Raw genomic sequence first — 24,563 nt, 5'->3', positions numbered from 1 at the left:
CATCTACATGATTACAGTCCCAGCGTCATCAGGCTTGCGTTGCCGCCAGCGGCGGTCGTGTTGACACACAGGGCACGTTCAGCCACCAGGCGCCACAGGGCAATCGGCGCCACGCCATCGGTATCGACGATGCTGACGATCGAGCCCGGACGGGCCGCCAGTTGCGAGCGCAACTCCCCTTTCATTCCCGCCTCGACCAGCGCGATCCGGAAATCGCACTTGTCTACCTCCTGCGCACCGATGAATCGAATGCGGTCCTTGACTTCCGGCGGCAGGTCATCCGGCATGTTCAGCTGCGCGCCGGCGAGTACCAGGGCGCGGTTACCGGTTGCCATCGCAGCTGCCAATTGATTCAGCATTGCTTCGGTTGACACGGCCGCGCACAGCACCACGCCGCGCGGGCTGAATGACAGGCGGTTGCGCTCACCGGTCGGGCCGGGTAAATCGAGCGTGACCCCATTCAGTTGGGTGCGGGCGTAGCTTTCCCCCAGGCTGACCAGCTTGTCATGGCCATGGGTGCGCGCCCATACCATCAGCTCGACCATGGCGGCATACGGCTGCCGGCCGTGCTCGAGCAGGGCCGCAGCGTTGCGCTGCAGGCGCTTGATGTAGAGCGGACCGCCGGCTTTCGGTCCCGTGCCGGATTTACCCTCGCCGCCGAAGGGCTGGACGCCGACCACCGCGCCGACAATGTTGCGGTTGACGTAGATGTTGCCGACATGCGCGCGGCTGGTAATGAAATCGGTGGTTTCATCAATGCGCGAATGCACGCCCAGGGTCAGGCCGTAGCCGGTGGCGTTGATCGAATCAACGACCTTGCCCAGGTCGGCGCGGCGGTAGCGCACGACGTGCAGCACCGGGCCGAACACTTCCTGCTTCAGTTCCGCCAAAGAACCGATTTCCAGCACGGTCGGCGGGACAAAGGTGCCTTGCGAGGTGATTGCAGCCGGCAGTTCAAGCGCAAAATGGTTCTTTGCCGTGACCTTCATGCGCTCAATGTGGGTCAGCAGGTTGCGCTGGGCCTCGGCATCGATCACCGGGCCAATGTCGGTGCCCAGGCGGTCCGGGCTGCCGACGCGCAGTTCACCCAACGCACCCTTCAGCATCCGGATCGTCTTGTCGGCAATATCCTGTTGCAGGAACAGCACGCGCAGGGCCGAGCAGCGCTGGCCGGCGCTGTCGAAAGCCGAACTCAGCACGTCCTGGACGACCTGCTCCGGCAGCGCCGACGAGTCGACGATCAGCGCGTTCTGGCCACCGGTTTCCGCCACCAGCGGTATGTCGATGCCTTCGACTTCAGCACGCTTGGCCAGCGTGCGGTTGATCAGTTGCGCCACTTCCGTGGACCCGGTGAAGATCACGCCTTTTACGCGCGCGTCGCCGGTCAGGGCGGCGCCGACGACTTCGCCACGGCCAGGCAGCAATTGCAGGCTGGCCGCCGGGAAGCCTGCTTCGTGGAAGAGTTGCACGGCGCGGTAGGCGATTAACGGCGTTTGTTCGGCCGGTTTGGCCAGCACGACGTTGCCTGCTGCGAGGGCGGCGGCCACTTGACCCGTAAAAATCGCCAGCGGGAAGTTCCACGGGCTGATGCATGTCACCGGGCCCAGTGCTTCCGCCGCGGGTGCGTCTTTCACCTGAGCGCCGTAATAGCGCAGGAAGTCGACCGCTTCGCGGATCTCGGCGATTGCGTTCGGCAGCGATTTACCTGCTTCGCGCACGGCCAGGGCCATCAGTTCGGCGCAATGCTCCTCGAACAGGTCGGCGACACGGTCCAGCATCGCGGCGCGTTGCGTGTTGGCGCTCCTTTGCCATTCGCCCGCAAAGCTACTTGCCGCCTGCAGCGCGGTCTCGACATCGACGGCCGCGGCTTCCTGCACCTGGCCGACGGCGTCCGCCGATTGCGCCGGATTGACGATGGCCAGCGTGTCGGCGCCCTGCACCGCGCCGGCGATCAGTGGCGTGGCCCGGTAAGTGCGCTGGCGCGACAATTCGGCGCCGAGCGTGCGCAATGCGTCTTCATTCGTCAGGTCGATGCCGGCGGAATTCTTGCGCTCGGTGCCGAACATGGCGCGCGGCAGGGCGATGCCCGTATGCGGCAGGCAGCCGGCAGCGCGGGCGACCTCGAAGGGATCGTTCAGCAGGGTGTCGATCGCGACTTTTTCGTCGACGATCTGGTTCACGAACGAGGAATTCGCGCCGTTTTCCAGCAGGCGGCGCACCAGGTAGGCCAGCAGCGTTTCGTGCGAGCCGACCGGCGCATAGATGCGGCACGGCTTGTCCAGGTTGTCCTTGCCGACGACCTGGTCGTACAGCGTTTCTCCCATGCCGTGCAGGCACTGGAATTCATAGTTCTCGACACCGCGCTCCTTCGCCCAGGTGTAGATGACGGACAGGGTGTGCGCATTGTGGGTGGCGAACTGGGCGTAGATGAGATCCGTCGCGCCGAGCAGCTTTTCCGCGCAGGTGAGGTAGGACACATCCGTGTACACCTTGCGCGTGTACACCGGATAGCCCGGCATGCCGTCCACCTGGGCGCGCTTGATCTCGGCATCCCAGTAGGCGCCTTTGACCAGCCGCACCATGAACTTCCGGCCGCTGCGTTTTGCCAGGTCGATCAGGTAGTCGATCACGAACGGGCAGCGCTTTTGATACGCCTGCACCACCAGGCCGATGCCTTCGAAACCGGCGAGTTCGGCGTCAAAAGCCAGCGCTTCCAGCATGTCGAGCGAAATTTCCAGGCGGTCCGCTTCTTCGGCGTCGATGTTGATGCCTATGTTGTAGCCCTTGGCCAGCAGCACCAGGCTGCGCACGCGCGGCAGCAGTTCGCTCATCACGCGCGCATATTGGGCGCGGCTGTAGCGCGGGTGCAGGGCCGACAGCTTGATCGAGATGCCCGGGCCGTTCTTGATGCCGCGCCCGTTCGAGGCTTTGCCGATCGCATGGATCGCCGCTTCATACGAGGCGTAGTAATTGCGCGCGTCGCTTTCCGTGAGGGCCGCTTCGCCCAGCATGTCGTAGGAATACTGGTAGCCGCGCGCTTCGTTCGGCTGGCTGTTCTTCAGTGCTTCTCCAATCGTCTGACCGGTGACGAACTGGTTGCCGAGCATGCGCATGGCGAGGTCGACCCCCTTGCGGATCAGCGGCTCGCCGCCTTTCGCGATCAGGCGCGTCATGGCCGAACCGAGGCCGCGCTCGCTGTTGCTCGAGACCAGCTTGCCGGTCACGAGCAGGCCCCAGGTGGCGGCATTCACGAACACCGAGGGCGATTCGCCCAGGTGGCTGCGCCAGTCGCCCTTGCTGATTTTGTCGGCAATCAGGCGGTCGGCGGTGGCGCTGTCGGGAATACGCAACAGCGCTTCGGCCAGGCACATCAGGGCCACGCCTTCTTCGGACGACAGGGAGAATTCATGCATCAGCGCATCGACGCCCGAGGCGCGCGTGCGTTGCGCGCGCACGCTTGAGACCAGGCGGTGCGCCAGCGGCTTGGCTTCAAGGCTGGGACGGGCGCCCTGCGACAGCAGCCATTGCACGGCTTCGGTTTCGTCGCGGCGGTAGGCGGCGGTGATGGCGGCGCGCAGCGGCGTCTGCTCGTGCTTGATTTCCGATTGAAAAGCGTCGAAAGGAACGAAGGTGGTGGCCGGGGAGGCGGCGATCTGCATGGTGGTCTTTACTAGGGTCAAGTCAGAGGGGTGCGCACAGCAAAACGCGCCGGGCTGCGTGGCAGCCGGCGCGCGTTTTGGAACGTGCTTCAATCGTTTGATTGTAGAAGGAATTCTTCTGGATTAATTCTGTTTTTAACGGGTACTAGCAATAGATAGTTTTTGGTGCGAGAATTCAACCAAATAATATTAATGTTGGAGAGAGACGGCATGCTGGACAAGATTTCCAAGAAGATTTTGGCCGAGTTGCAGAACGATGGACGCATTAGCAACGTCGAGCTCGCAACCCGCGTCAACCTGTCACCGGCGGCCTGTCTCGAACGCGTGCGCAAGCTGCACGAGTCCGGCTACATCATGGGCTATACGGCCCAACTCAACCCCCAGCTGCTCGACGTCTCGCTGCTGGTCTTCATCGAAGTCGTGCTCGACCGCACGACGCCGGAAGTGTTCGACGCCTTCAAGCAGAGCGTGCAGCTGATTCCGGAAGTGCTGGAATGCCACATGGTGGCCGGCGGCTTCGATTACCTCGTCAAGGCGCGCGTGAAGGACATGGCCGCCTACCGCGAATTCCTCGGCAAGACGCTGCTGCAGAAAGGTGTGCGCGAGACGCACACGTATGCAGTGATGGAAGAGGTCAAGAATACGACGAAGTTGCCGATTCGGTAGAGAGGCATTGAGGCCGGGGGCCTCAATGACGTGTTTCGTGCTCTACGCCGCTTGCCGCTTGCCGGTCGGTCTTGGTCTGCGTCGCCATCGCCGCTGTCGCTTCCAGGTTGCTGCGCAGCCAGCGGTGGGCCGGGCTGCGGCCGTCGCGTTCGTGCCAGAGCATGTCGAGGTGCACGGCCGGCAGCGCGAACGGCAGTTCGCGCCAGACCAGCGCTTCCGTCATGCCGGTCGAGACCATCAGGTGCTTCGGCAGCACTGTGATCAAGTCGGAATTCGCCACCACCCGCCCGGCCGTGAAGAACTGGTTCACCGTCAGCAGGATGCGGCGCTCGCGCCCCATCTGCGCCAGCGCCTCGTCGACCAGGCCGTGCGCGCGCCCGGAAAAGCTCACCAGTAAATGGTTGGCGTGGCAATAGGTGTCGAGGTCGAGCTTGGAATTGACCAGCGGGTGGCCCTTGCGCATCACGCACACATACTGGCCCGAATACAGGCGCTCGTGGCGAATCGGCGAGCCCGTTTCGTAGGACAATTGCGCCGCCACGCCGGGGAAGAAACCGACGGCCAGATCGATGTCGCCGCGCAGCAGCATCGGGCGCGGTTCGCGCGTGGTCAGCGGCACCATGCGGATATTCACGCCCGGCGCTTCGCTTTCGATCGAGCGCATCAGGGAAGGCAGCCAATACGCGGCGGTGGCGTCGGCCATCGCCATGCGGAAGGTGGCTTGCGCTTTCGAGACATCGAAGGTCTCGGGCATCACGGCCGCTTCCAGCGAAGCGAGCGCCGCGCGCACGGCCGGCCACAGGGCTTCGGCACGCGGCGTCGGTTTTACACCGTAGGCGGTGCGGATCAGTAATTCGTCGCCGAGGCTCTCGCGCAGGCGCTTGATCGCGTTCGAGACGGCCGGCTGGGTCATGGCCAGGTGGCCGGCGGCGCGCGTCAGGTTTTGCTCGGTCATGACTGCGTCGAACACGCGCAGCAGGTTCAGGTCCAGTGTCAAAAAGCTCATGGCGTGTCGCTCGCTGGCGCTTGCGCGCGGTGATTGGTCTGCCTCAAAGTGTACTCGATTTCATTCACAATCAATATAAGGCACATCATTAAACAGAATTAGATTTATATGTTGCAATGCACTATAGTTCCTTGCAACAACAATCCGTATTCATAGCCCATGTCGTTCGCGTCCACCCTCGTGCAGTTTTCGTTCCCCATGCTGTCGCTTGCTGAAACCGTGCGCGCGGCCTTCATGCTGTTCTTGCTCGCGAGCCTGCTCATGTTCTTTCGTCCGCTGTTGCAGGGCGTCGTGCGTGCCCTGGCGCTGGTCCTGCGTGCCGGCCTGAGCCGCAAGGCGGCAGCGGCGGGTCCCACCGGCATTGACGCCTGACGCTCACAGGCTCCAAAAAAACGCGGCCCCGGTTTCCCGGCGCCGCGTTTTTTCATGTCGATGACGCTGTGAATTAACGCGCGTCGTCGAATGCACCCGCTGGCGCCGGCAGGCGCACCGCCGCATTCGCCGCCAGGGCAGGCGCCGGGGTATGCAGTTTAGAAATGCCGACCGCGCGTGCCAGCTGGGCCGCCTGTTCCTGCATCGACGCCGCCGCGGGCGCCGCTTCCTCGACCAGTGCCGCGTTTTCCTGGGTGCTCAGGTCCATGTCGACCACGTTGCGGCTGACCTGGGCAATGCCGGCGCTCTGTTCCAGGCTAGCCGCGCTGATCTCAGCCATGATGTCAGTGACGCGGCGCACGCTGTCGACCACGTCGCGCATGGTGGTGCCGGCCTGCTCGACCAGCAGGCTGCCTTCGCGCACCTTGTCGGCCGAGTCGCCGATCAGCACCTTGATTTCCCTGGCGGCGGCCGCCGAGCGCTGCGCCAGGCTGCGCACCTCGGCGGCGACGACGGCAAAACCGCGTCCCTGCTCGCCGGCGCGCGCCGCTTCCACCGCCGCGTTCAGGGCCAGGATATTCGTCTGGAAAGCGATGCCGTCAATTACGCCGATGATGTCGACGATCCGTTGCGAGGAGGTGGTGATCGAGCCCATCGTGTCGACCACCCGGGCCACCACGCTGCCGCCGCGCGCGGCGACGTTCGAGGCTTGCGCCGCCAGCACATTGGCCTGGCGCGCGTTGTCGGCATTCTGCTGGACGGTGCCGGTCAGGGCGCGCATCGAACCGGCGGTGCTGCCGAGCGAGGCGGCCTGCAGTTCGGTGCGGGACGACAAATCCATGTTGCCGCTGGCGATCTGGTTCGATGCGGCCGCCATGGCCTCGGTACTGCCGCGCACGTCGAGCACGATGCGCTGCAGGCTCTCGTTCATGTGGCGCAGGGCCAGCATCATCTGCCCGGCTTCGTCCCCGGTCTCGACGCGGATCTCGCTGGTGAGGTCGCCATCGGCCACGCGCCGCGCGATTTTCACGACATGGCGCAGCGGGCGCACGATGCTTTGCGTCGTCAGCCAGGCCACGCCGAGCGAGATGGCGGCGGCCACGCTGGCAAGCATCAGGATCAGCAGTTGGGTTTCGCGGGTGACCGCGGTGGTGTGCGCCAGCGCGGCAGCCATGGCGGCGGCACTGGCAGCGTCGGCATGGCGCAGGTGGACGAGCGTCGCCATCTCCGCGTTCAGGTCGGCCAGGCGGATATACGACAGGCCGGCCAGCATGACCAGCAAGGAGATCACGATGCCAAAGCCGATGGCCATGCGCTGGCCGATACGCAGATTATTGATGTTCACTGAAACCCCGTCCTGAAAGTATGCTCGTGCTAAAACAGCAATATCAATATAGCACCGAAATCTTGTTGTAAATCAAGATTGGTTGGCTATGTCAATGCTGCAAAAGCACAAAGGGAGGACGGGAATCAGTGCTTCTCGTGGGCGTTGTCGTGGTTGTGTTCGCGTTCGATCGCTTCCAGCACCGTATTCGTGTCGGCCGAGTGGGACAGTTCTTCGGCTTCGTCATCGACCTTGTCGGGAACGTCGGGGGAATCGCGCCGCAATTCCTCGAGCATGGCGATGATCTTGCTGGTTTTTTCCTCGGCCAGCAGGCTTACTTGCAGGTCGAGGTGGGCATTCTGTTCGGCCAGCTTCGCCATGCGGTTCTGGCGGATCAGCACGGTGGTGGAGATGAGCAGGGCGTTGAGGCCAATAAAACCTTGTAGCCAGAAAAACGGCGGCTCGTCGAACTGGTCGAAACCGAACTCGGGTGCGGCCAGGTTCCAGGCAATCCAGGCAATGATGAAGATGACATTTCCGAAGACGTAACCCGGGTGGCCGAGATAACGGCTCATCTTTTCGACAATGGCCTGGGGGCGGGTGACCTGCTGCTCGTGGCGAGCATAATACTCGGCGATGGTGCCGATATTTTCGTTCACCGAATTCGGCAGCCGCACCGCCAGATCGTCTTCTTTACCCATGAAAGCAGCATAACACGGGGGTGAAATCGGACAAGGACGGCTGACGCCGCGTGCGCGGCGCGCCGACGCTCAGGCGGCGTTCTTGCCGGCCGTGAGGCGTTCGAACTTGGCCTGCAGTTCTTCGCGCGTTTCGCGCCAGGCCGGATTGAACGGAATGCAGGCGACCGGGCACAGCACTTGGCACGTCGGTTCGTCGAAGTGGCCGACGCACTCGGTACACTTATGCGGATCGATCTCGTAGATCTCTTCGCCCATCGAAATGGCGTCGTTCGGGCACTCGGGCTCGCACACGTCGCAATTGATGCATTCGTCGGTAATGAATAGGGCCATGATTACTGCTCTACAAAAATGCCTGGTTCAGGAGAAGAATCAGGCTTGCGGCGCCGGCAGCGAGGCGATTTTCTGCTGCAGCCAGCGGTCCACCGAAGGGAAAACGAATTTCGAGACGTCGCCGCCGAGCATCGCGATTTCGCGCACGATGGTGCCGGAAATGAACTGGTATTGATCGGACGGGGTTAAAAACAGCGTCTCGACATCGGGCAGCAGATAGCGGTTCATGCCGGCCATCTGGAACTCGTACTCGAAGTCGGACACGGCGCGCAGGCCGCGCACGATCACGCGGGCATCGTGCTCGCGCACGAAATCCTTGAGCAGGCCGGAAAAGCTTTCGACCTTCACGTTCGGGTAATGGCCCAGCACTTCGTTGGCGATCTCCAGGCGCTCCTCGAGCGAGAAGAAGGGCTTCTTGTTCTTGCTATCGGCGACACCGACCACCAGGGTGTCGAACAGCCCGGACGCGCGGCGAACCAAATCTTCATGGCCGCGGGTGAGCGGGTCGAAGGTACCTGGATAAACGGCTACAACCATTGCGGCTCCCTGGAGATACACCTGTATAGAAAGGCGCATTATGCCTGAAAATCCGGCAGTTGCCCCAGCATGGGACCCTGTTTGCCCGCAAATTGGGCGGAAATACCGGGCTTACGCCTTGTTTTCGTGCAACTTCAGAAGATGATAGAAAACCATGCCCGCCTTGTCGGCCCGCAGCTGCTCCCATGGAGCGAGCCAGTCCGGCGCCGCGTCTCCGTCAGGCAGGGCGAATTCAGCTTCGACAAACACCATGCCGTCTTCGTTCAATAGCGGCGCACAGGCCGGCAAGGCCTGCGCAAGCAGGTCTTGCCCATAAGGCGGGTCGAGGAAAATCACGTCGTAACGCTGGCCGCGCGCTGCCAGGTCGCGTGCCACGGTGAGCGCATCGCCGCGCAGCACGGTGACATTGTCGGCCTTCAGGGTTTCCTTGTTCAGCTCGAGCTGGCGCGCGGCCGGGCCGTGGTTGTCGAGCATGGTGACCGAACGGGCGCCGCGGCTGGCCGCCTCAAAACCCAGCGCGCCGCTGCCGGCGAACAGGTCGAGGCAATCGGCCCCCTCCCAGTCGCCGCCGAGCTGGTGGTTGATCCAGTTGAACACGGTTTCGCGCACGCGGTCGGGCGTGGGACGCAGGCCGAGCGCATCGAGCACCGGCAGCAGGCGCCGTTTCCAGGCGCCGCCAATGATGCGCACCTGCTGGGGGGCGAGGCGTGGACGGCCATGCTGGCCCTGTGGCTTAGGGGGTCGTTTTTGCATGGCGCGCACTATAGCAGACGGGGGTGCAACCGGGCTTGTGAGAAACCGGCAGCTGCTTGCGCAGCTGTCCCCTTTATTTCGCTTCCCGGGCCAGGGTATTCAGGTCGTTGATCCAGCCCTGCATGCGATTCTGGGCATGCGCCTTCTGGGCCGGCGTGGCGATGCGGATTGCGGCCAGGATGTAGTTCGCCGTGGAGTTGGCGTAGCTGTCGTAGAAGGCCTTGCGGTCGGGCGCGTCCATGCGGCCGAAGAACTCGCGCATCAGCGCGGTGATCATGGCCGTGGTTTGCTCCTTGCTCGGCTTTTCCTGCTGCACCTTGCGTGCCAGCGCCACGATCTTGCGCTGGCGCAGGATGCGCTCTTCGAGCCAGACGTTGCTGTCGAGCGGACGCGCGTCCGACGCCCGGCGCAAGGCCGCTTCCTGCTCGTTGTTAAAACTCCCGAACCAGAGTTTGAACTGGTCCATCGATTTGTCGAAGCGTGCCTCCTGGCGTTTTTCGACGCTGCCGCTGACGAACTTGCGGCGGTATTCTTCGTTCTTCTTGTTGAAACGCTCTTCCATCTGGCGGATCTGCTCGGGCGTGAGCGAGCGCGCCAGGTCGACCATGTCGGGGACGGCGTGCATCGCCAGGGTTTCGGTGCGGTTGCGGATCTGGCGGTAACCGGCGAGCAAATCAGCCTGGGTCGGATTGCCGGCCAGCTGGCGCTGGAAGCCGGACAAGAGCGCGGCATAGTCCTGCAGCTGGGTTTTGCGGTGCCATTGAAACAGTTCCCGGATGTCACGTTTGACCCAATCGGACTGTTCCCCTTCAAAGTCCACATAAGCGTCCAGCCACCAGTACAGTAGGGTGTCGCCGTTGTTGTAGCTGAGGCGAATCGAGCTGCAGGCAGCCGTCAAGGCGATCAGTGCGATCAGAAACAGCGCACGCGTGCGCTGGAGCAAGGGTGGATGCATGCTAAACTTTTCCATCTTATAAACTTTTCTTGAGTACGGCTTATGAATGTTGTCATCCTTGCCGCCGGCATGGGGAAGCGGATGCAGTCCGCGCTGCCAAAAGTCTTGCATCCGCTGGCTGGAAAGCCGCTGCTGCAACATGTTATCGATACGGCTAGTCGCCTGACGCTGAGTAAATTATGCGTGATTTACGGGCATGGCGGCGCAGCCGTGCCGGAAATGGTCGCCGGGCTCGCTGCTGACGGACAAGTGCCGATCGACACCGCCCTGCAGCAGCCGCAGCTGGGCACCGGCCACGCCGTGATGCAGGCCGTGCCCCAGCTCGACGAAACCGTGCCGACCCTGGTGCTGTACGGCGACGTGCCGCTGACCACCGAAGCCTCGCTGCGCCGCCTGGTCGAGGCCGCCGGCACCGACAAGCTCGGCATCCTGACTGTCGAGCAGGCCAACCCGTTCGGGCTGGGCCGCATTGTGCGCGAAGACGGGCGCATCGTGCGCATCGTCGAAGAAAAGGATGCGAGCGAGGCGGAACGCGCGATTCGCGAAATCAACAGCGGCATCATGACCATCCCGACCCGCCACCTGAAGCGCTGGTTGTCCGCCCTGTCGAACAACAATGCCCAGGGCGAATACTACCTGACCGACATCGTCGCGCAGGCGGTGGCCGAGGGTGTGGCGGTGACCTCGGTCTCCGCCACGGCCGAATGGGAAGTGGCGGGCGTGAACAGCAAGGTGCAGCTGGCCGAACTCGAGCGCCGCCACCAGCTCAACATCGCGAATGCCTTGCTTGAAAAAGGCGTCACCCTGATGGACCCGGCGCGCATCGATGTGCGCGGCGAACTGGTGTGCGGGCGCGATGTCACCATCGATGTCGGCTGCGTGTTCGAAGGCCGCGTCGAACTGGCCGATGGGGTCACGGTCGGTCCGCATTGCGTGCTGGTGAATGCCACCATCGGCGCGGGTGCCACCATCAAGCCGTTCTGCCATATCGAGGATGCGGTCGTCGGCGCCCAGTCGCAGATCGGCCCGTATGCGCGCCTGCGCCCGGGTACCGAACTCGGCCAGGATGTCCACATCGGCAACTTCGTCGAAGTGAAGAACAGCCAGGTCGCCGCGCACAGCAAGGCCAACCACCTGGCGTATATCGGCGACGCCACGATCGGCTCGCGCGTGAACATCGGCGCCGGCACCATCACCTGCAATTACGATGGCGCCAACAAATTCCGTACCGTGATCGAGGACGACGCCTTTATCGGCAGCGACAGCCAGCTGGTGGCCCCCGTCACCGTCGGCAAGGGCGCCACGCTGGGCGCCGGTACCACGCTCACGAAAGACGCGCCGGCCGGCAAGCTGACCATCTCGCGTCCCAAGCAAATGACGATCGAAGGCTGGGTTCGTCCAGTGAAAACGAAGAAGTAATCCACCGCCTGTACACGGCTTATCCCTGCCGATATCGACAGGAAAATCACAGGGGTATCCACTGGCTTATCCAGTGCTTACCCCGTGTGGTTCCACATAGTCTTCCACAAAGTTGTCCACAGGCAGCGGCGGCTGCTAGACCTTCTTCAGACCGCGATGCGCGTGTCGAACTTGCTTCTGAAGGTCGAGAAATACGCCTTCACATTGCGCACGTTGGCGTGGGTGGCGAACAGCCGGTGCGCCAGCGCATGGTAGGCCGGCATGTCCGCCACTTGCACCACCAGCACGAAATCCGGGCCAGGGGCGACGCGGTAACATTGCAGGACGGCATCTTCCTGCGCCGCCAGCTTTTCGAATTGCGCCATCCGTTCGGCCGCTTGCACGTCGAGCGTGATCTCGACGATGGCCGTGAGCCGGGCGCCGACTTTCTCGGGCGCGACGATGGCGACCTGGCGCTCGATGACGCCGTTCTCGGTCAGCTGTTTGACGCGGCGCAGACAAGTCGGTGGTGACACGTGCACCAGCTCGGCGAGCTCAGCATTGGTATGCGATGCGTCACTTTGCAAGGCGTTCAGGATGCGACGATCAAGTTCGTCCAGCAGTGGTAGCGGTGTGCTCATGAAATTCCAGAAAAGTATTTGGCTATAAACGTAATATTATTTCATCATACTGCGTATGTGAAATTTTATGACAAAAATAGCTGAATTCTGAAAGCATATTTCATGCGTATTGCCATACGATACGATTTATTGCTAATTTTTTATTACGAGGTAAGTCCATGTGCGGTATCGTCGGTGCAGTAGCTCAGCGTAACATCACCCCCATCCTGATCGAGGGCCTGAAACGTCTCGAATACCGTGGCTACGATTCCTGCGGCGTTGCGCTGCACGTCGAGGGCCGCCTAGCCCGTTCGCGCAGCACCTCGCGCGTGGCCGAACTCGAAAACCAGATCGCCGGCAGCGGCCTGGAAGGCTTCACCGGTATCGCCCATACCCGCTGGGCCACCCACGGCGCGCCGGCCTCGCACAACGCCCACCCGCACTTCTCGCCGACCGAAGAGAATGCCCGTATCGCACTGGTGCACAACGGCATCATCGAAAACCACGACGAACTGCGCACTGAACTGACCGGCCTGGGCTATGTCTTCACGAGCCAGACCGACACCGAAGTCATCGCCCACCTGGTCGACCACATGTACAACGGCGACCTGTTCGACACCGTCCAGCAGGCCGTGAAACGCCTGCACGGCGCCTACGCGATTGCCGTCTTCTCGCGCGAAGAACCGCACCGCGTCGTTGCCGCCCGCCAGGGCTCGCCGCTGATCCTGGGCGTGGGAGAGGGCGAGAATTTTGTCGCTTCCGACGCCATGGCGCTGGCCGGCACCACGAACCAGATCATTTACCTGGAAGAAGGCGACGTCGTCGACCTGCAACTGTCGCGTTACTGGATCGTCGATAGCGAAGGCCGTCCAGTCGAGCGCGAAGTGAAAACCGTGCACGCCCACACCGGCGCGGCCGAGCTGGGCCCGTACCGCCACTACATGCAGAAGGAAATCTTCGAGCAGCCGCGCGTCATCGGCGACACCCTCGAAGGCGTCACCGGCATCATGCCGGAACTGTTCGGCGACAACGCCTATAAAATCTTCAAGGACATCGACCGCGTCCTGATCCTGGCCTGCGGCACCAGCTATTACGCTGGTCTCACCGCGAAATACTGGATCGAATGCATTGCCAAGGTGCCGGTCAACGTCGAGATCGCCAGCGAATACCGTTATCGGGACAGCGTGCCGCATCCGAAGACCCTGGTCGTCACCATTACCCAGTCCGGCGAAACCGCCGACACCCTGGCCGCGCTGAAGCACGCACGCAGCCTCGGCATGCCGTACACGCTGACGATCTGCAACGTCTCGACCAGCGCCATGGTGCGCGAATGCGAATTGGCCTACATCACCCGCGCCGGCGTCGAAGTCGGCGTGGCCTCGACCAAGGCGTTTACCACCCAGCTCGCCGCCCTGTTCCTGCTGACCCTGACCCTGGCGCAGGTCAACGGCCGCCTGAACGATGAGGACGAAGCCAAGTACCTGAAGCAGATGCGCCACCTGCCGGTCGCCATCTCCGCGGTGCTGGCGCTGGAGCCGCAGATCATCGCTTGGGCCGAGGAATTCGCGCGCAAGGAAAACGCCCTGTTCCTGGGCCGCGGCATGCACTACCCGATCGCCCTGGAAGGCGCGCTGAAGCTGAAAGAAATTTCGTACATCCACGCCGAAGCCTACCCTGCAGGCGAACTGAAGCACGGCCCGCTGGCCCTGGTGACCGAGGAAATGCCGGTCGTTACCATCGCCCCGAACGACGCGCTGCTCGAAAAGCTGAAGTCGAACATGCAGGAAGTGCGCGCCCGCGGCGGCCAACTGTACGTGTTTGCCGACGTCGACTCGCGCATCACCTCGGGCGATGGCCTGCATGTGATCCGCCTGCCGGAACACTATGGCGAACTGTCGCCGATCCTGCACGTGTGCGCGCTGCAGCTGCTGGCATATCACACGGCGCTGGCACGCGGCACCGACGTCGACAAGCCGCGTAACCTGGCGAAGTCGGTGACGGTAGAGTAAGCCGGCCTTATTTCAAGGTCTGCAGTGCAGGCAAGGAGTGCTCTGTCGGAGTCAATAGCTGCATGCGGTCCAAGCCATTTCGCTTGGCCCGCATGCAGGCTCGCGACATATTGTGCTCCAACGATAATGATGTGATTGACTCTACCGATCCGATAGCGCTGTCGCTGCAGTTGCTCAGACTATCGGTGTTGCTCTACGACCTGGCGTTCTGATACGCCGCTGCAGTCGTCGGCCGCGCCGAATTGTGTTCCTTGAAGATCTTCCATCCATCGGCAGTGCAGCGCCACAGGATCGATGTACGCGAGATCAGATACATGGCATCTCCCTGCTTCGGCGTTACTTCGAACACGAACTCCATGACCGAGTGGCTGTAGCCCGGCCCAGCCGCCACTACGCCCGGCTGCTCGGTGATCTTGTGAAGCACGCTCTTGAACTTGGGGACCAGGCCATACCAGACCTTGCCGTAGTCGTCCGCCGTGTGGCGTACCTTGAGTTCTGGATCGAAATCGTCGAACAGGTTCAGGTCCTTGCTGTTGAAGTCGTAGTATTTGCCGAGGTCTTTCCTGAAATTGAAGTCTGGATCGCCGGTATTGCGTTCCCAGCCGATCATCAGCCAGTCCCGGTGAAGCTGGGCGACGCCTTCCTTCCCTGTGCTCGCGCAATCAGTGCGAACGTCCGCAGCGAACGTCGAGGAGCAGACAATACCAAGGACTAGTGCGAGTGCGCTTTTCAACATTTTTCCACCTCTCTATCAATGATTTCACGTTGGGAGCGGAACCGGTAGCCATTTGCCAGATCCTTGCCAGATATTCCGCTGCTGTGATGAAAAGTATAGGAGCCGTCACCCAACGAGCGGTAACAGGATCTTCGACAGTTCTTGCCTAATCCTCTACCAAAATAATAGTCGAACGTTAGCGCCAGCGAAGGGCTTCGACCAGGGCTCCGAGCGCTGGCGCAGCTGACGCCGCCCAACGGTGGGTGCTGCCCGGCGGACGTTTGTAGAATCAGGCAAGAGCTCGCGAGGATTACGCGTTCAATCATGCCCCGATCGCTCCTACCATGGAATCACACACATTCCATGGGAGGACATGATGCAGAAAAGCTGGTTCATCACAGGGGCGAGCCGCGGGCTCGGTGTCGAGATCGCCAAGGCGGCGCTGGCAGCGGGCGACTGCGTGATGGCGACCGGGCGTGATCCGGAGCAGGTGCTGGACGCGCTCGGGGGCGAACGCGAATGCCTGATGGTCGCGCGGGTCGACGTCACCCGTTTTGAGGACGCGCGGGCGGCAGCCGATGCGGCGGTAGAGCGTTTCGGCGGCATCGATGTCTTGGTCAACAATGCCGGTTATGGCCACCTTGGATTCTTCGAGGAGAGCACGGCACAGGATATCCGCGACCAGTTCGACAGCAACGTCTTCGGCCTGATGGAAGTTACCCGCGCCGTCTTACCCTCGATGCGGGAAGCGTGCGCAGGCCATATCCTTAATATGTCATCGCTTGCCGGCGTGCGCGGGTCGGCCTTCAGTTCGATCTACTGCGCCAGCAAGTTTGCGGTGGAAGGCTTTTCCGAGGCCCTGGCCGAGGAGCTCGCGCCCTTCGGTATCCGCGTGACGATCGTCGCACCCGGCCCCTTCCGCACCGATTTCCTGTCCCCGCGCTCGCTGCGTATCGGCGCCGCGGCCCTGTCAGACTACGACCCCGCGCGCGACAGGATCCGCGCATCCTTCGAGGCACGTAACGGGTTCCAGGCGGGCGATCCGGCACGGCTGGCGCGCGCCCTGGTCGCGCTGGTGAACGATCGGCAGCCGTCCCTGCGCTTCCTGGCCGGCACGGCGGCATCAGATGCCGCCCTCCAGAAGCTGGACCGGATGCGCGCCGACATCGATACCTGGCGCGACTTGTCGTCCGCTACCGACGGCGCCTATGCCGACAGCCGGCAATGGCAGCCGCCGGTCCAGGGGTAACGGCCTGTCCACCGAAGCCGATAGCAATGCATCGACAGTGCACGCAAGCTGCCGATAGATCGTAGTGCCCCCCTGCTCCATCATGACTTCCACCAAACACTTCGATACAGGAGGATTCCATGAGTACCAATACAGCGTCGCTCGCGGTCGTCGCGGTGTTCCGCGCTCGCGTCGGAAAGAACGAGGAACTGGGGCGGCAACTGCTGTCCCTCGTCACCCCAACCCGCCGCGAAGAAGGTTCGCGCTTCTACCAGATTTGCCAGTCGCGGCACGACAGCGCCGAATGGATCGTGCTGGAAAACTGGCGTGACCGCGCCGCCTTCGACTTCCACATGTCGACCCCGTACATCGGCGCCTTCATGCAGCAGGTGCCCCAACTGTGCGAGGGCGATCCGGACATCCGCTTCCTCGACATCCGCTCGCCCGCCTGATACGGAAAGGAGAAACCCATGGACGCACGAGAACAACGCGTCTGGTTCGTGACCGGATGCTCCACCGGCTTTGGCCGCCATATCGCCGAACACCTGCTCGGGCAGGGCCAGCGTGTCGTGGTCACGGCACGCAAGACCGACAAGATCGCCGACCTGGCGCGCCCCGGCCAGGCGCTGGTGCTGGCGCTCGACGTCACCGATGCCGCACAGTGCAAGGAGGCGGCCGCACAGGCGCTCGCGCATTTCGGGCAGCTGGACGTCCTGGTCAACAATGCCGGGATCGGCTACTTCGCGGCGGTCGAAGAAACCAACGCGGAGCAGGCGCGCGAGCTGATGGAGGTGAACTTCTTCGGCGCGGCCAACATGATCCACGCGGTGCTGCCGTCGATGCGCGCACGGCGCAGCGGCTGCATCGTCAACCTGACCTCGATCGGCGGCATCAGCGGCTTCGAAGCGGTCGGCTACTACTCGGCCAGCAAGTTTGCGCTGGAAGGCCTGTCGGACACCCTGGCCAAGGAGCTCGCCCCCTTGGGGGTCAAGGTCCTTACCGTCGAGCCGAGCGGCTTTCGCACCGAGTGGGCCGGTTCCGCGAACGAGACCAGCACCCCCATCGCGGATTACGACAGCACCGCAGGCGCGGCGCGACGGGCCTACCACGCCTCGGTCGGCAAGCAGGCGGGCGACCCGCGCCGCGCCGCCGCGGCCATCTTCCAGGCCGTGACCGCCGAACGTCCGCCGCGCTATCTCCTGCTCGGCAACGAGGCGATGGAGGTCGGCATGGCGAAGCTGGAAGAAATGCGCACCGACTTCAGCGGCTGGGAGCAGGTTTCCCGTGGCGCCGACTTTCCACCGAACGAAGCCTGAGCAGCCATCACGGACGCTCATCCCTGTTACCCATTACTTGAGGAGGAAACATCATGAAACGATTTGCGAACAAAGTAGCCATCGTCACCGGCGGTGGATCCGGCATCGGCCTGGCATGCGCGCGCCGCCTGCTCGACGAAGGCGCCAGGGTGGTCATTTCCGGACGCAGCCAGAAGCGGCTCACGGAGGCGCTTCACGGTCTTCCTGCCGACCGGGTGCTGACGGTTGCGGCCGACGTCTCGGAACGCCCGGATTGCGACGCCGTGGTCGCGGCGGCGGTCGAGCGCTTTGGCCGCATCGACACGCTGGTGAACGCGGCCGGCATGAATTTGGTCGGCAAGATCCACGAAACGACGGACGAAGACTGGGAAGCCTGCATCGGCTCCGACCTGAGCGGCGTGTTCTACATGAGTCGTGCGGCGATCCCGCACCTGATGCAATCGAAGGGGGCGATCATCAATATCGGCTCGGTGTCCTCGCTGGGCGGGGGCTGGAGCCATGCCGCCTACAACGCGGCCAAGGGCGGCGTTGCCAACCTGACCCGTTCGACCGCCTGCGACATGGGCCGCTTCGGCGTGCGCGCCAATACGGTGGCGCCGGGCCTGACCGTGACCGGCATGGTCGACGGCATCATGGAAGACGAAGCGCTGCTCGAAAAAGCCTGGGAGAGGATTCCACTGCGTCGCGCCGGCCAGCCGGAGGAAGTCGCCGCGGCCGTCGCCTTCCTTGCCTCGGATGAAGCCCAGTGGATCACCGGCATCGTGCTGCCGGTCGACGGCGGACAAACCTGTACCGATGGCGGCCCCGAATGGGGTAAATAGCCGCAGCCCAGCGGCGTGGGAGCGGGCCACCGGCATTCGCTCCTGCGCCGTTTTTGCAAGCATGGCTGTTGTCGCCTTGTCTGCGATGAGGAGACCAACATGAATGTACTAAATGAATACTTGCTGCCTAACGAACGGATAGCATTGATAGAAGCCTTGCGCCGCGACACCGAAAGCGAACGCGACAAAGCGGTACGAGACCCAAGATGGGCGGCTTACCACCTGCAGAACGTGCGTTTGAATGTGCGTATCCTCGAAGCCTTCGGATATCGCCTGGAGCGTGACGAGTTTCCGGAACCTGAAGCTTACAAGCGCAGCACCATCAGGTCTTCGTCGTAATACCTGCCTCCGACCTGCATGGCATCCGGCTCCCGGCCGTACGCCTCGAAACCCATCGAGCGGTACAAGCCACCGGCGCGCGGGTTGTCGATGTTGACGTTGAGATGGATTTGCCTGACACCGGCCCTGCGCGCGTAGTCGAACAGGGCCTGCAACAGGCGGCGCGCAATGCCGCCCCCGCGCCGCTCAGGGTGCACGAACACACCCCACAGGATCCCCTTGTGCGCGACCTGCACCAGCGCTTCGCGGCGCAGGCCGGCAATGCCGATCAGTTCGCCGTCCCGGTAGGCGCCGAAGACCACCTGGTGGTCTGTCTCCGTGATCCGCGCGCGGGCCTGTTCGGGAGTGCGGCTGCTTTCCTCTTTGTAGGTCGGATAGATCGCTTCGGGCATGTCGGCGATCGAGCGCAGGCGCAAAGCCTGGAAGGCCTCCCATTCATCGTGGTGAAGTGGGCGGAACTGGATGTCGGGGGTGGAGGACATAAGCGAAAGCTGGATACGGAAATGAACGAAGCCGGCAAGGGACGACGGTCCCATGCCGGCAGGTCGCCACCATAACACGGCCGCCGGCCGTGCGCAGGCGACGCTTGCGGCTCAATCAAGGCAACAGAATCGCTGCGCCGCTCAGGCGCCGTGCGGCGATGTCTTCGTGGGCCAGGACCGCGTCTTGCAGGCGGTAGCGCGTCGGCGCGACTTCGCCGAACACGCCGTCCTTCATCGCAGCAAAGAGCGTTGCACTGGCGCGCTCTAGTTCCCGGCGTTCGCCCACGTACTGGCCGGTGCTAGGCTGCACGTAGCGGATCCCGCGCTCGGAGAGCTCCGCCTTGTCGACTGCCGGGTTGCCCGATGCATTGCCGACGTGGACCAGGTGGCCGCCGTCGCGCAGCGCACGCAGCGACTGGGCAAACGTCGTTTTTCCGACCAGCTCATACACGACGTCGACGCCGCGGCCGCCGTTCAGTGCACGCACCTTCCCGGCCAGTTGCGCGTCGCCGGAGTCCAGCACGTGCTCAATGCCCCAGGAACGCACCAGGGCGGCCTTGTCGGCACTGCCCACGGTGGCGATCACGTTCGCGCCGAGCGACCTGGCCCAGCGCACCACCATCGAGCCGACGCCGCCGGCCGCCGCGTGCACCAGCACCGTCTCGCCCGGTTGCAGGCGGTGCGCGCCGAACAGCATCATCCAGGCAGTCAGGCCCTTGGTGAAGGTGGCGGCGGCGGTGTCGGAGGCGATCTCGCGCGGCAGCTTGACCAGGTGCTGGGCCTCGATCAGGCGTTCGCTGGAATACGCGCCGAAGGAGAAGAAGTAGGCGGCGCGGTCACCCGGCTGGACATGCGTCACGCCCTCGCCGACGGCGACGACCTCGCCGACTCCTTCCACGCCCATTGCCAGCGGCAGCGGCACGTTGAAGGCGCCCGAGCGGAACAGCGTGTCGACGAAATTCACGCCGATCGCTTCGTGGCGCAGGTGCACCTGGCCGCGGCCGGGACGGCCGATGGCGGGTGTTGCTTCCAGGCGCATGACGGATGGCTGGCCGGTTTCGATGATGCGGATCTGCTGGTTCATGGTGGACTCCCTGTTCAGTGGTGGTTGAGTGAGTCCATGGTAGGCAATCGCGCACTGTGAATAAACCAGCTGCTTGATGCTGCACTATTCCCATTCAGGTGATAATCTGAAAATGTCTTGCGGCCAACATGAACTGATCAAGGAGAAGCATCAATGGATTACCTCACCGCGGTGCGCGCCTTCGTGCGTGTGGTCGAAAGCGGCAGCTTTGCCAAGGCGGCCGACTCGCTGCAGCTGCCGCGCAACTCGGTGACCAAACTGGTGCAGTCGCTGGAAGCCCACCTGCGCATCAAACTGCTCAACCGCACTACACGGCGGGTCTCGATGACCAGCGACGGCGCCGCCTACTACGAGCGCATGTCGCGGCTGCTGGAGGAGTGGGACGAGGTCGAAGACGAACTGGCACGCGCACGCAGTCATCCGCGCGGACGTCTACGCGTGGACATGGGCACCACCATCGCGTCGCTGCTCTTGATTCCGACGCTGGCGCAGTTCCATGTGCGTTACCCCGACGTCCAGCTCGACATCGGCGCCAGCGACCGGCCGGTGGACATGGTGGGCGAGCGGGTGGACTGCGTGATCCGGGCCGGCACCGTGAGCGACCCGTCCTTGATTGCGCGCCAGCTCGGCAATCTGCCGCAGACCACGGTGGCCACGCCGAGCTATCTCGAAACGCATGGCGTGCCAACCCATCCGGACGATCTCGAGACCGGCCACCAGCTGATCCGCTATACCTATGCCGGCTCGACTCGGCAGCTGCCGATCGTGCTGGCCCGCGATGGGCAATCGGTCACGGTCCGGGGCAACCATTTCGTCTCGGTCAACGACACCAGCGCCATGCTGGCGGCAACCCTGGCTGGCCTGGGCATCATGCACGGCCCGGCCTTTATCACCGGGCGCCACGTGGACAGCGGCGCGCTGGTGCAGGTGCTGGGCGACTGGCAGGCGCCCGCGGTCCCGATCTACATCGTGTACCCGGCGAACCGGCACCTGAGCGCCCGCGTGCGGGTCTTCGTCGACTGGATGCTGGACCTGTTCCGCAACAGCCCTTATACGCTGCCGCCCGGTCCCGCTTCCTGATACTGGCGCAGCTGCTGGACGAACCAGCGTCCCGCCGGGCCGGGAGGCTGCTCCTTGCGGTGGATGGCGTGCATGGCGAATCCCGGTCCGGCGGTCGGACTAGTCTCGAGCTTGATGCGCACCAGCGCCCTGGCATCGAGGTCGGCCTGCACCATATGCAGCGGCATGTGTCCCCAACCGAGGCCTGCGCGCAGGAAGGCATGCTTGGCGCCGAGGTCGGCCAGGCGCCACACATTCGGCGACACCACGCCGAAATTGCGGCCGGCGGTCAGGCTCGATCGGTCGGTCAGCACCAGCTGCACGTGCTTCTCCAGCACCGAACGCAGGATCATCCCGCGTTTGGCCGCGAGTGGATGCCCCGGCGCCACCACGGTGACCGACGGCACGTCGAGCAGGTATTCCGAATGGCAGTCGGCTGGCACTTCGGGGAGCGAGCCGATGACCGCGATCCGGCACTGGCCGGCCAGCAGCGGCTGGATCACGGCACCGAGCGCTTCCACATACAGTCGCAAGGGTGTGGTCGGAAACTGCTTCTGGAAAGCCTGCACCGCCGCGGTCAGGTTAGCGATCGGGAACATGACGTCGACGGCGACCGCCAGTTCCGGCTCCAGCCCTTCGGCCAATGTACGTGCCCTGGCCTTGAACGCGTCCATGCTGCCGACCGCGAACCTTGCCTGTTCCAGCAAGGCCTGGCCGGCATCGGTCAATACCGGATAGCGGCCGGTTCGATCAAACAGCGCGAACCCGACCTGCAGCTCCAGGTTGGCCAGCGTGTGGCTGACCACCGATTGCGCGCGCCGCAGCTTGCGTCCCGCTGCCGAAAAACTCCCTTCGTCCGCAGCCGCAACGAAGGTGCGCAGCTGGTCCATGGACATCCCGTCGAGCATATATCGACTCCTTAGATGGTATTCATCGAATTATATAGGCTATCTAGATCGTTATAGGCTTCGTAAGATCCTTCCATACCGAACGGCCAACGAAAGGGCTCTACCGGCAACCACGAAAGGAACCGACCATGAACACCGTTATCGAACGCAGCCTTGAGCGCACTTCCCAACAGCCAACCCAGCATCGCCCGATCGTCTACCGCACCCGGGGCACGACCCGCGGCGGTGTGACGCGCCTGATCAGCCCAAGCGGTGCCGAGGGGCTCATCAAGCCATTCGTCTTCCTCGATCTGTTCCACCTGCGCTCCAGCGGGCACAAGATGGGCATGCACCCGCACTCCGGCATCGCCACCGTCACCGTCATCATGGACGGCGCCCTCGAGTACCGTGAAACCACGGGCAGCGAAGGAACCTTGCCGACCGGCGGCATCGAATACATGAGCGCCGGCGGCGGCGTCTGGCACGAAGGGGGGCCGGTCGAGAACGGTGCAGTACGCGGCTTCCAGCTGTGGCTCGCCCTGCCCCCGGAAGACGAGAACGGGCCGTCGCACAGCATGTACCTGGCGCCGGAGCGCGTCCAGCAGGCGGGGCCGGCGCGCGTCGTGCTCGGCAACCACGAGGGCGCCGGCAGCGACATCCGGACCCGCGCGCCAATCAACTATCTGCACGTGACGCTGAAGGACGGCGAGCGCTGGAGCTATACGCCGCCCGCCGGGCACGATGTGGCATGGGTGGCGGTTGCCGACGGCACGCTGGAAACGGCCGGGGCGCGCCTGGCGGGTGAGCTGGGAGTGTTCCAGAAGGGCGAAGGCCGGCTGGACTTCGTGGCACGGGGCGATACCCAGTTCGTGCTGGGCTCTTCCGCCACCCACCCGCATCCGCTGGTGACCGGCTACTACTCGGTGCACACCAGCGAAGCCGCCCTGGAAAAAGGCGAAGCAGGCATCGCCCGCCTGGGGGCCGAACTGCGCGCGGCCGGGGTCATGTAAACGTCGCAGGGCCTGCGCGTTGCCTCAAAGGTAAGGCGCAGGCCCGCACGGTGCCGCAGAAAAAGCCGGCTTAACGCGGCTTACCAGATTCCAGCAACTGCAGTTCCCACGCCAGACTGGTGCCGACATTGCCCATGTGCTCGAATATCATCTGCGCCAGAGCCGGAACAGTTTCCTCGCGCGCCCAGTCGCGCTGCAATTCGGATGCAAAGACCGTCCAGGTGATCGGAACCGCGCCGGCATTGACCATCCGCAGGATTGCCATCTCGTGCGCCTCCAGGGTAACGCCGCCCGATGCGTCGGTCACGATATACACCTCGTACCCTTCGCCGAGCGCCTGGATCGTCGGCATCGCCAGGCAGATCTCGGTCCACAGCGCCGCAATGACGATCTTTTTCCTGCCGGTCTCCTTTACCCAGACGGTGACTTTGGGATCTTCCCAAGTATTGATGGTCGTTCGGTTGATTGGCTTCTGCTCCGGGAATACGTCTTGCAAGGCCTTCATCAGGTAGCCGCCCCGTTCCTCCATCACCGTGGTGAGGAGCGTCGGCACGTTGAACAGCTTGGCCGATTTCGCCAGTCCGACAACATTGTTGACGACGGTCTGGGAGTCGTGGCTACGCAGGCCGGCGAACTGGAACGGCTGGTGGTCGATCAGGACCAGTGCACAGTTGGTGGGAGTGAGCAGTGCATCGAGACCGGCTTTGGAAGTGACTTGTTGTGGCATGGATATCTCCAGTAATGGTCGTGGTGTGCGATCGAAAGGCCTGCCGGATGCAGAAGCAGGACCAGCGTCGACGATGAAGTTGATTCCGATGAGCGGCCCTGCCCCTGTGGAGCAGTAGCAGCCCGCCGCGCCCTCGATTTCGGGACATTTTTCGCTTGAAGGGAGACGCTGCAGTCCATGCGAGCGCCCTGCTGTCTGGGGCCCTCGCCTACTGGCTTGCCATGGCTGCGGCCTTCTGTTCGAAAAAGCCGAGTTGGCGCAGTCCGCTCATCCAGTCTTCGGTGTGCCAGGTGCGGATGATTTTTCCATCGCGGACCTCATGGATGTCGACGGCCTGGATCCTGAGCGTTCTGCTCGAGGGGGGGGCCCGAGCAAGGGGTCGTTGATTCCAGCGATAGGTACGTCAAATTGAACAATCTGCGTTTCCATGCGGCCTCCGGTTGGATAAATCGTCGCCGCGCGAGCCGGAAGTGTGGCACTTCGTTTCCCGGATGCGTCTGATGAGCCGGTATTCGGAACCAGGTTCACCGTCGGCACCGATGCCGGACGCTTGCGCTGCAATGAT

Annotated in this window: 25 protein-coding genes and 1 pseudogene; 11 read left to right on the top strand and 15 right to left on the bottom strand. The window is 63.3% G+C overall.

Annotated features, from left to right (window positions below; all coding sequences use genetic code 11):
• Positions 1-11 precede the first annotated feature (11 nt).
• Positions 12-3,659 carry a trifunctional transcriptional regulator/proline dehydrogenase/L-glutamate gamma-semialdehyde dehydrogenase gene (gene putA / locus ACFPN5_RS09650; RefSeq protein WP_379783105.1) on the bottom strand — a complete coding sequence of 1,216 codons (3,648 nt, stop codon included), beginning with the start codon at positions 3,657-3,659 and terminating at the stop codon, positions 12-14.
• A gap of 210 nt (positions 3,660-3,869) precedes the next feature.
• Between putA and ACFPN5_RS09645 the strand changes: the two genes are divergently transcribed.
• Positions 3,870-4,325, top strand: coding sequence for an Lrp/AsnC ligand binding domain-containing protein (locus tag ACFPN5_RS09645; RefSeq protein ID WP_056340766.1), 456 nt, complete (start codon positions 3,870-3,872; stop codon positions 4,323-4,325).
• Between the two features lie 22 nt (positions 4,326-4,347).
• Here ACFPN5_RS09645 and ACFPN5_RS09640 read toward each other — a convergent pair whose 3' ends face one another.
• The gene (locus ACFPN5_RS09640; RefSeq protein WP_379782550.1) at positions 4,348-5,331 is read right to left on the bottom strand and encodes a LysR family transcriptional regulator; all 984 of its coding nucleotides are present in this window, start codon (positions 5,329-5,331) and stop codon (positions 4,348-4,350) included.
• 159 nt (positions 5,332-5,490) lie between these two features.
• Here ACFPN5_RS09640 and ACFPN5_RS09635 point away from each other — a divergent pair, with 159 nt between their 5' ends.
• The gene (locus tag ACFPN5_RS09635) at positions 5,491-5,703 is read left to right on the top strand and encodes a hypothetical protein (RefSeq protein ID WP_379782547.1); all 213 of its coding nucleotides are present in this window, start codon (positions 5,491-5,493) and stop codon (positions 5,701-5,703) included.
• Positions 5,704-5,776: 73 nt separating this feature from the next.
• Here the strand turns inward: ACFPN5_RS09635 and ACFPN5_RS09630 are convergent, their stop codons facing one another.
• The 6 genes from ACFPN5_RS09630 to ACFPN5_RS09605 form a co-directional block, all read right to left on the bottom strand.
• Positions 5,777-6,976 (bottom strand): methyl-accepting chemotaxis protein, encoded by a 1,200-nt coding sequence (locus ACFPN5_RS09630; protein WP_417568507.1) that lies wholly within the window; start codon positions 6,974-6,976, stop codon positions 5,777-5,779.
• A 197-nt stretch (positions 6,977-7,173) separates the two neighbouring features.
• Complete coding sequence (locus ACFPN5_RS09625; protein WP_379782543.1) at positions 7,174-7,728, bottom strand: DUF1003 domain-containing protein; 555 nt, start codon at positions 7,726-7,728, stop codon at positions 7,174-7,176.
• 69 nt (positions 7,729-7,797) lie between these two features.
• Positions 7,798-8,058: a YfhL family 4Fe-4S dicluster ferredoxin gene (locus tag ACFPN5_RS09620; RefSeq protein ID WP_379782541.1), complete on the bottom strand. Its 261-nt coding sequence runs from the start codon at positions 8,056-8,058 to the stop codon at positions 7,798-7,800.
• A gap of 39 nt (positions 8,059-8,097) precedes the next feature.
• Positions 8,098-8,595: a pantetheine-phosphate adenylyltransferase gene (gene coaD / locus ACFPN5_RS09615; RefSeq protein ID WP_379782539.1), complete on the bottom strand. Its 498-nt coding sequence runs from the start codon at positions 8,593-8,595 to the stop codon at positions 8,098-8,100.
• A 111-nt stretch (positions 8,596-8,706) separates the two neighbouring features.
• The gene (gene rsmD, locus ACFPN5_RS09610) at positions 8,707-9,348 is read right to left on the bottom strand and encodes a 16S rRNA (guanine(966)-N(2))-methyltransferase RsmD (protein ID WP_379782537.1); all 642 of its coding nucleotides are present in this window, start codon (positions 9,346-9,348) and stop codon (positions 8,707-8,709) included.
• Between the two features lie 73 nt (positions 9,349-9,421).
• Positions 9,422-10,303: a DUF6279 family lipoprotein gene (locus tag ACFPN5_RS09605; RefSeq protein WP_379782535.1), complete on the bottom strand. Its 882-nt coding sequence runs from the start codon at positions 10,301-10,303 to the stop codon at positions 9,422-9,424.
• A 42-nt stretch (positions 10,304-10,345) separates the two neighbouring features.
• Between ACFPN5_RS09605 and glmU the strand changes: the two genes are divergently transcribed.
• Positions 10,346-11,722: a bifunctional UDP-N-acetylglucosamine diphosphorylase/glucosamine-1-phosphate N-acetyltransferase GlmU gene (gene glmU, locus ACFPN5_RS09600; RefSeq protein WP_379782532.1), complete on the top strand. Its 1,377-nt coding sequence runs from the start codon at positions 10,346-10,348 to the stop codon at positions 11,720-11,722.
• Positions 11,723-11,868: 146 nt separating this feature from the next.
• Here the strand turns inward: glmU and ACFPN5_RS09595 are convergent, their stop codons facing one another.
• Complete coding sequence (locus ACFPN5_RS09595) at positions 11,869-12,342, bottom strand: Lrp/AsnC family transcriptional regulator (RefSeq protein ID WP_379782530.1); 474 nt, start codon at positions 12,340-12,342, stop codon at positions 11,869-11,871.
• Between the two features lie 158 nt (positions 12,343-12,500).
• Between ACFPN5_RS09595 and glmS the strand changes: the two genes are divergently transcribed.
• On the top strand, positions 12,501-14,330 hold the full coding sequence (gene glmS / locus ACFPN5_RS09590; protein ID WP_379782528.1) for a glutamine--fructose-6-phosphate transaminase (isomerizing): 1,830 nt from the start codon (positions 12,501-12,503) through the stop codon (positions 14,328-14,330).
• 193 nt (positions 14,331-14,523) lie between these two features.
• On the opposite strand, the gene ACFPN5_RS09585 is transcribed toward glmS, so the two are convergent.
• Positions 14,524-14,940, bottom strand: coding sequence for a Cif family virulence factor (locus ACFPN5_RS09585; protein ID WP_379782525.1), 417 nt, complete (start codon positions 14,938-14,940; stop codon positions 14,524-14,526).
• 478 nt (positions 14,941-15,418) lie between these two features.
• Here ACFPN5_RS09585 and ACFPN5_RS09580 point away from each other — a divergent pair, with 478 nt between their 5' ends.
• The 5 genes from ACFPN5_RS09580 to ACFPN5_RS09560 all read left to right on the top strand — a co-directional run bounded on the left by ACFPN5_RS09580 (position 15,419) and on the right by ACFPN5_RS09560 (position 18,749).
• A complete protein-coding gene (locus ACFPN5_RS09580) occupies positions 15,419-16,294 on the top strand; it encodes an oxidoreductase (protein WP_379782523.1) in 876 nt (291 codons plus the stop codon).
• 119 nt (positions 16,295-16,413) lie between these two features.
• Positions 16,414-16,725, top strand: coding sequence for a putative quinol monooxygenase (locus ACFPN5_RS09575; protein WP_379782521.1), 312 nt, complete (start codon positions 16,414-16,416; stop codon positions 16,723-16,725).
• 18 nt (positions 16,726-16,743) lie between these two features.
• Positions 16,744-17,589, top strand: a complete 846-nt coding sequence (locus ACFPN5_RS09570) for an oxidoreductase (RefSeq protein WP_379782519.1) — start codon at positions 16,744-16,746, stop codon at positions 17,587-17,589.
• A 53-nt stretch (positions 17,590-17,642) separates the two neighbouring features.
• Positions 17,643-18,410, top strand: coding sequence for a meso-2,3-butanediol dehydrogenase (gene budC, locus ACFPN5_RS09565; protein WP_379782517.1), 768 nt, complete (start codon positions 17,643-17,645; stop codon positions 18,408-18,410).
• Positions 18,411-18,509: 99 nt separating this feature from the next.
• A complete protein-coding gene (locus ACFPN5_RS09560; RefSeq protein WP_379782515.1) occupies positions 18,510-18,749 on the top strand; it encodes a hypothetical protein in 240 nt (79 codons plus the stop codon).
• On the opposite strand, the gene ACFPN5_RS09555 is transcribed toward ACFPN5_RS09560, so the two are convergent.
• Both ACFPN5_RS09555 and ACFPN5_RS09550 read right to left on the bottom strand, forming a co-directional pair.
• Entirely contained in the window at positions 18,716-19,231 is a 516-nt protein-coding gene (locus ACFPN5_RS09555) for a GNAT family N-acetyltransferase (protein WP_379782513.1), read from the bottom strand. The two genes, ACFPN5_RS09560 and ACFPN5_RS09555, sit on opposite strands and share 34 nt — an antisense overlap.
• Positions 19,232-19,346: 115 nt before the next feature.
• Complete coding sequence (locus ACFPN5_RS09550; protein WP_379782511.1) at positions 19,347-20,315, bottom strand: quinone oxidoreductase family protein; 969 nt, start codon at positions 20,313-20,315, stop codon at positions 19,347-19,349.
• A 153-nt stretch (positions 20,316-20,468) separates the two neighbouring features.
• On the opposite strand from ACFPN5_RS09550, the gene ACFPN5_RS09545 reads away from it, so the two are divergent.
• The gene (locus tag ACFPN5_RS09545; RefSeq protein ID WP_379782509.1) at positions 20,469-21,395 is read left to right on the top strand and encodes a LysR substrate-binding domain-containing protein; all 927 of its coding nucleotides are present in this window, start codon (positions 20,469-20,471) and stop codon (positions 21,393-21,395) included.
• Here ACFPN5_RS09545 and ACFPN5_RS09540 read toward each other — a convergent pair.
• The gene (locus tag ACFPN5_RS09540; RefSeq protein WP_379782507.1) at positions 21,365-22,282 is read right to left on the bottom strand and encodes a LysR family transcriptional regulator; all 918 of its coding nucleotides are present in this window, start codon (positions 22,280-22,282) and stop codon (positions 21,365-21,367) included. The genes ACFPN5_RS09545 and ACFPN5_RS09540 overlap by 31 nt on opposite strands.
• Before the next feature lie 128 nt (positions 22,283-22,410).
• Between ACFPN5_RS09540 and ACFPN5_RS09535 the strand changes: the two genes are divergently transcribed.
• Positions 22,411-23,271 carry a pirin family protein gene (locus ACFPN5_RS09535; protein ID WP_379782505.1) on the top strand — a complete coding sequence of 287 codons (861 nt, stop codon included), beginning with the start codon at positions 22,411-22,413 and terminating at the stop codon, positions 23,269-23,271.
• A 70-nt stretch (positions 23,272-23,341) separates the two neighbouring features.
• On the opposite strand, the gene ACFPN5_RS09530 is transcribed toward ACFPN5_RS09535, so the two are convergent.
• Together ACFPN5_RS09530 and ACFPN5_RS09525 are read right to left on the bottom strand one after the other, a co-directional pair.
• Positions 23,342-23,998, bottom strand: coding sequence for a hydrolase (locus tag ACFPN5_RS09530; protein WP_379782503.1), 657 nt, complete (start codon positions 23,996-23,998; stop codon positions 23,342-23,344).
• Positions 23,999-24,206: 208 nt separating this feature from the next.
• Positions 24,207-24,353 (bottom strand): annotated as a pseudogene (locus ACFPN5_RS09525) (hypothetical protein); the annotation flags it as partial.
• Between the last annotated feature and the right edge of the window lie 210 nt (positions 24,354-24,563).

This window comes from Massilia niabensis, assembly GCF_042655085.1.
GTDB lineage: Bacteria > Pseudomonadota > Gammaproteobacteria > Burkholderiales > Burkholderiaceae_D > Telluria > Telluria niabensis.
Note: the sequence above shows the minus strand (reverse complement) of the source record. Positions and strands in the feature narration are given on the sequence as shown.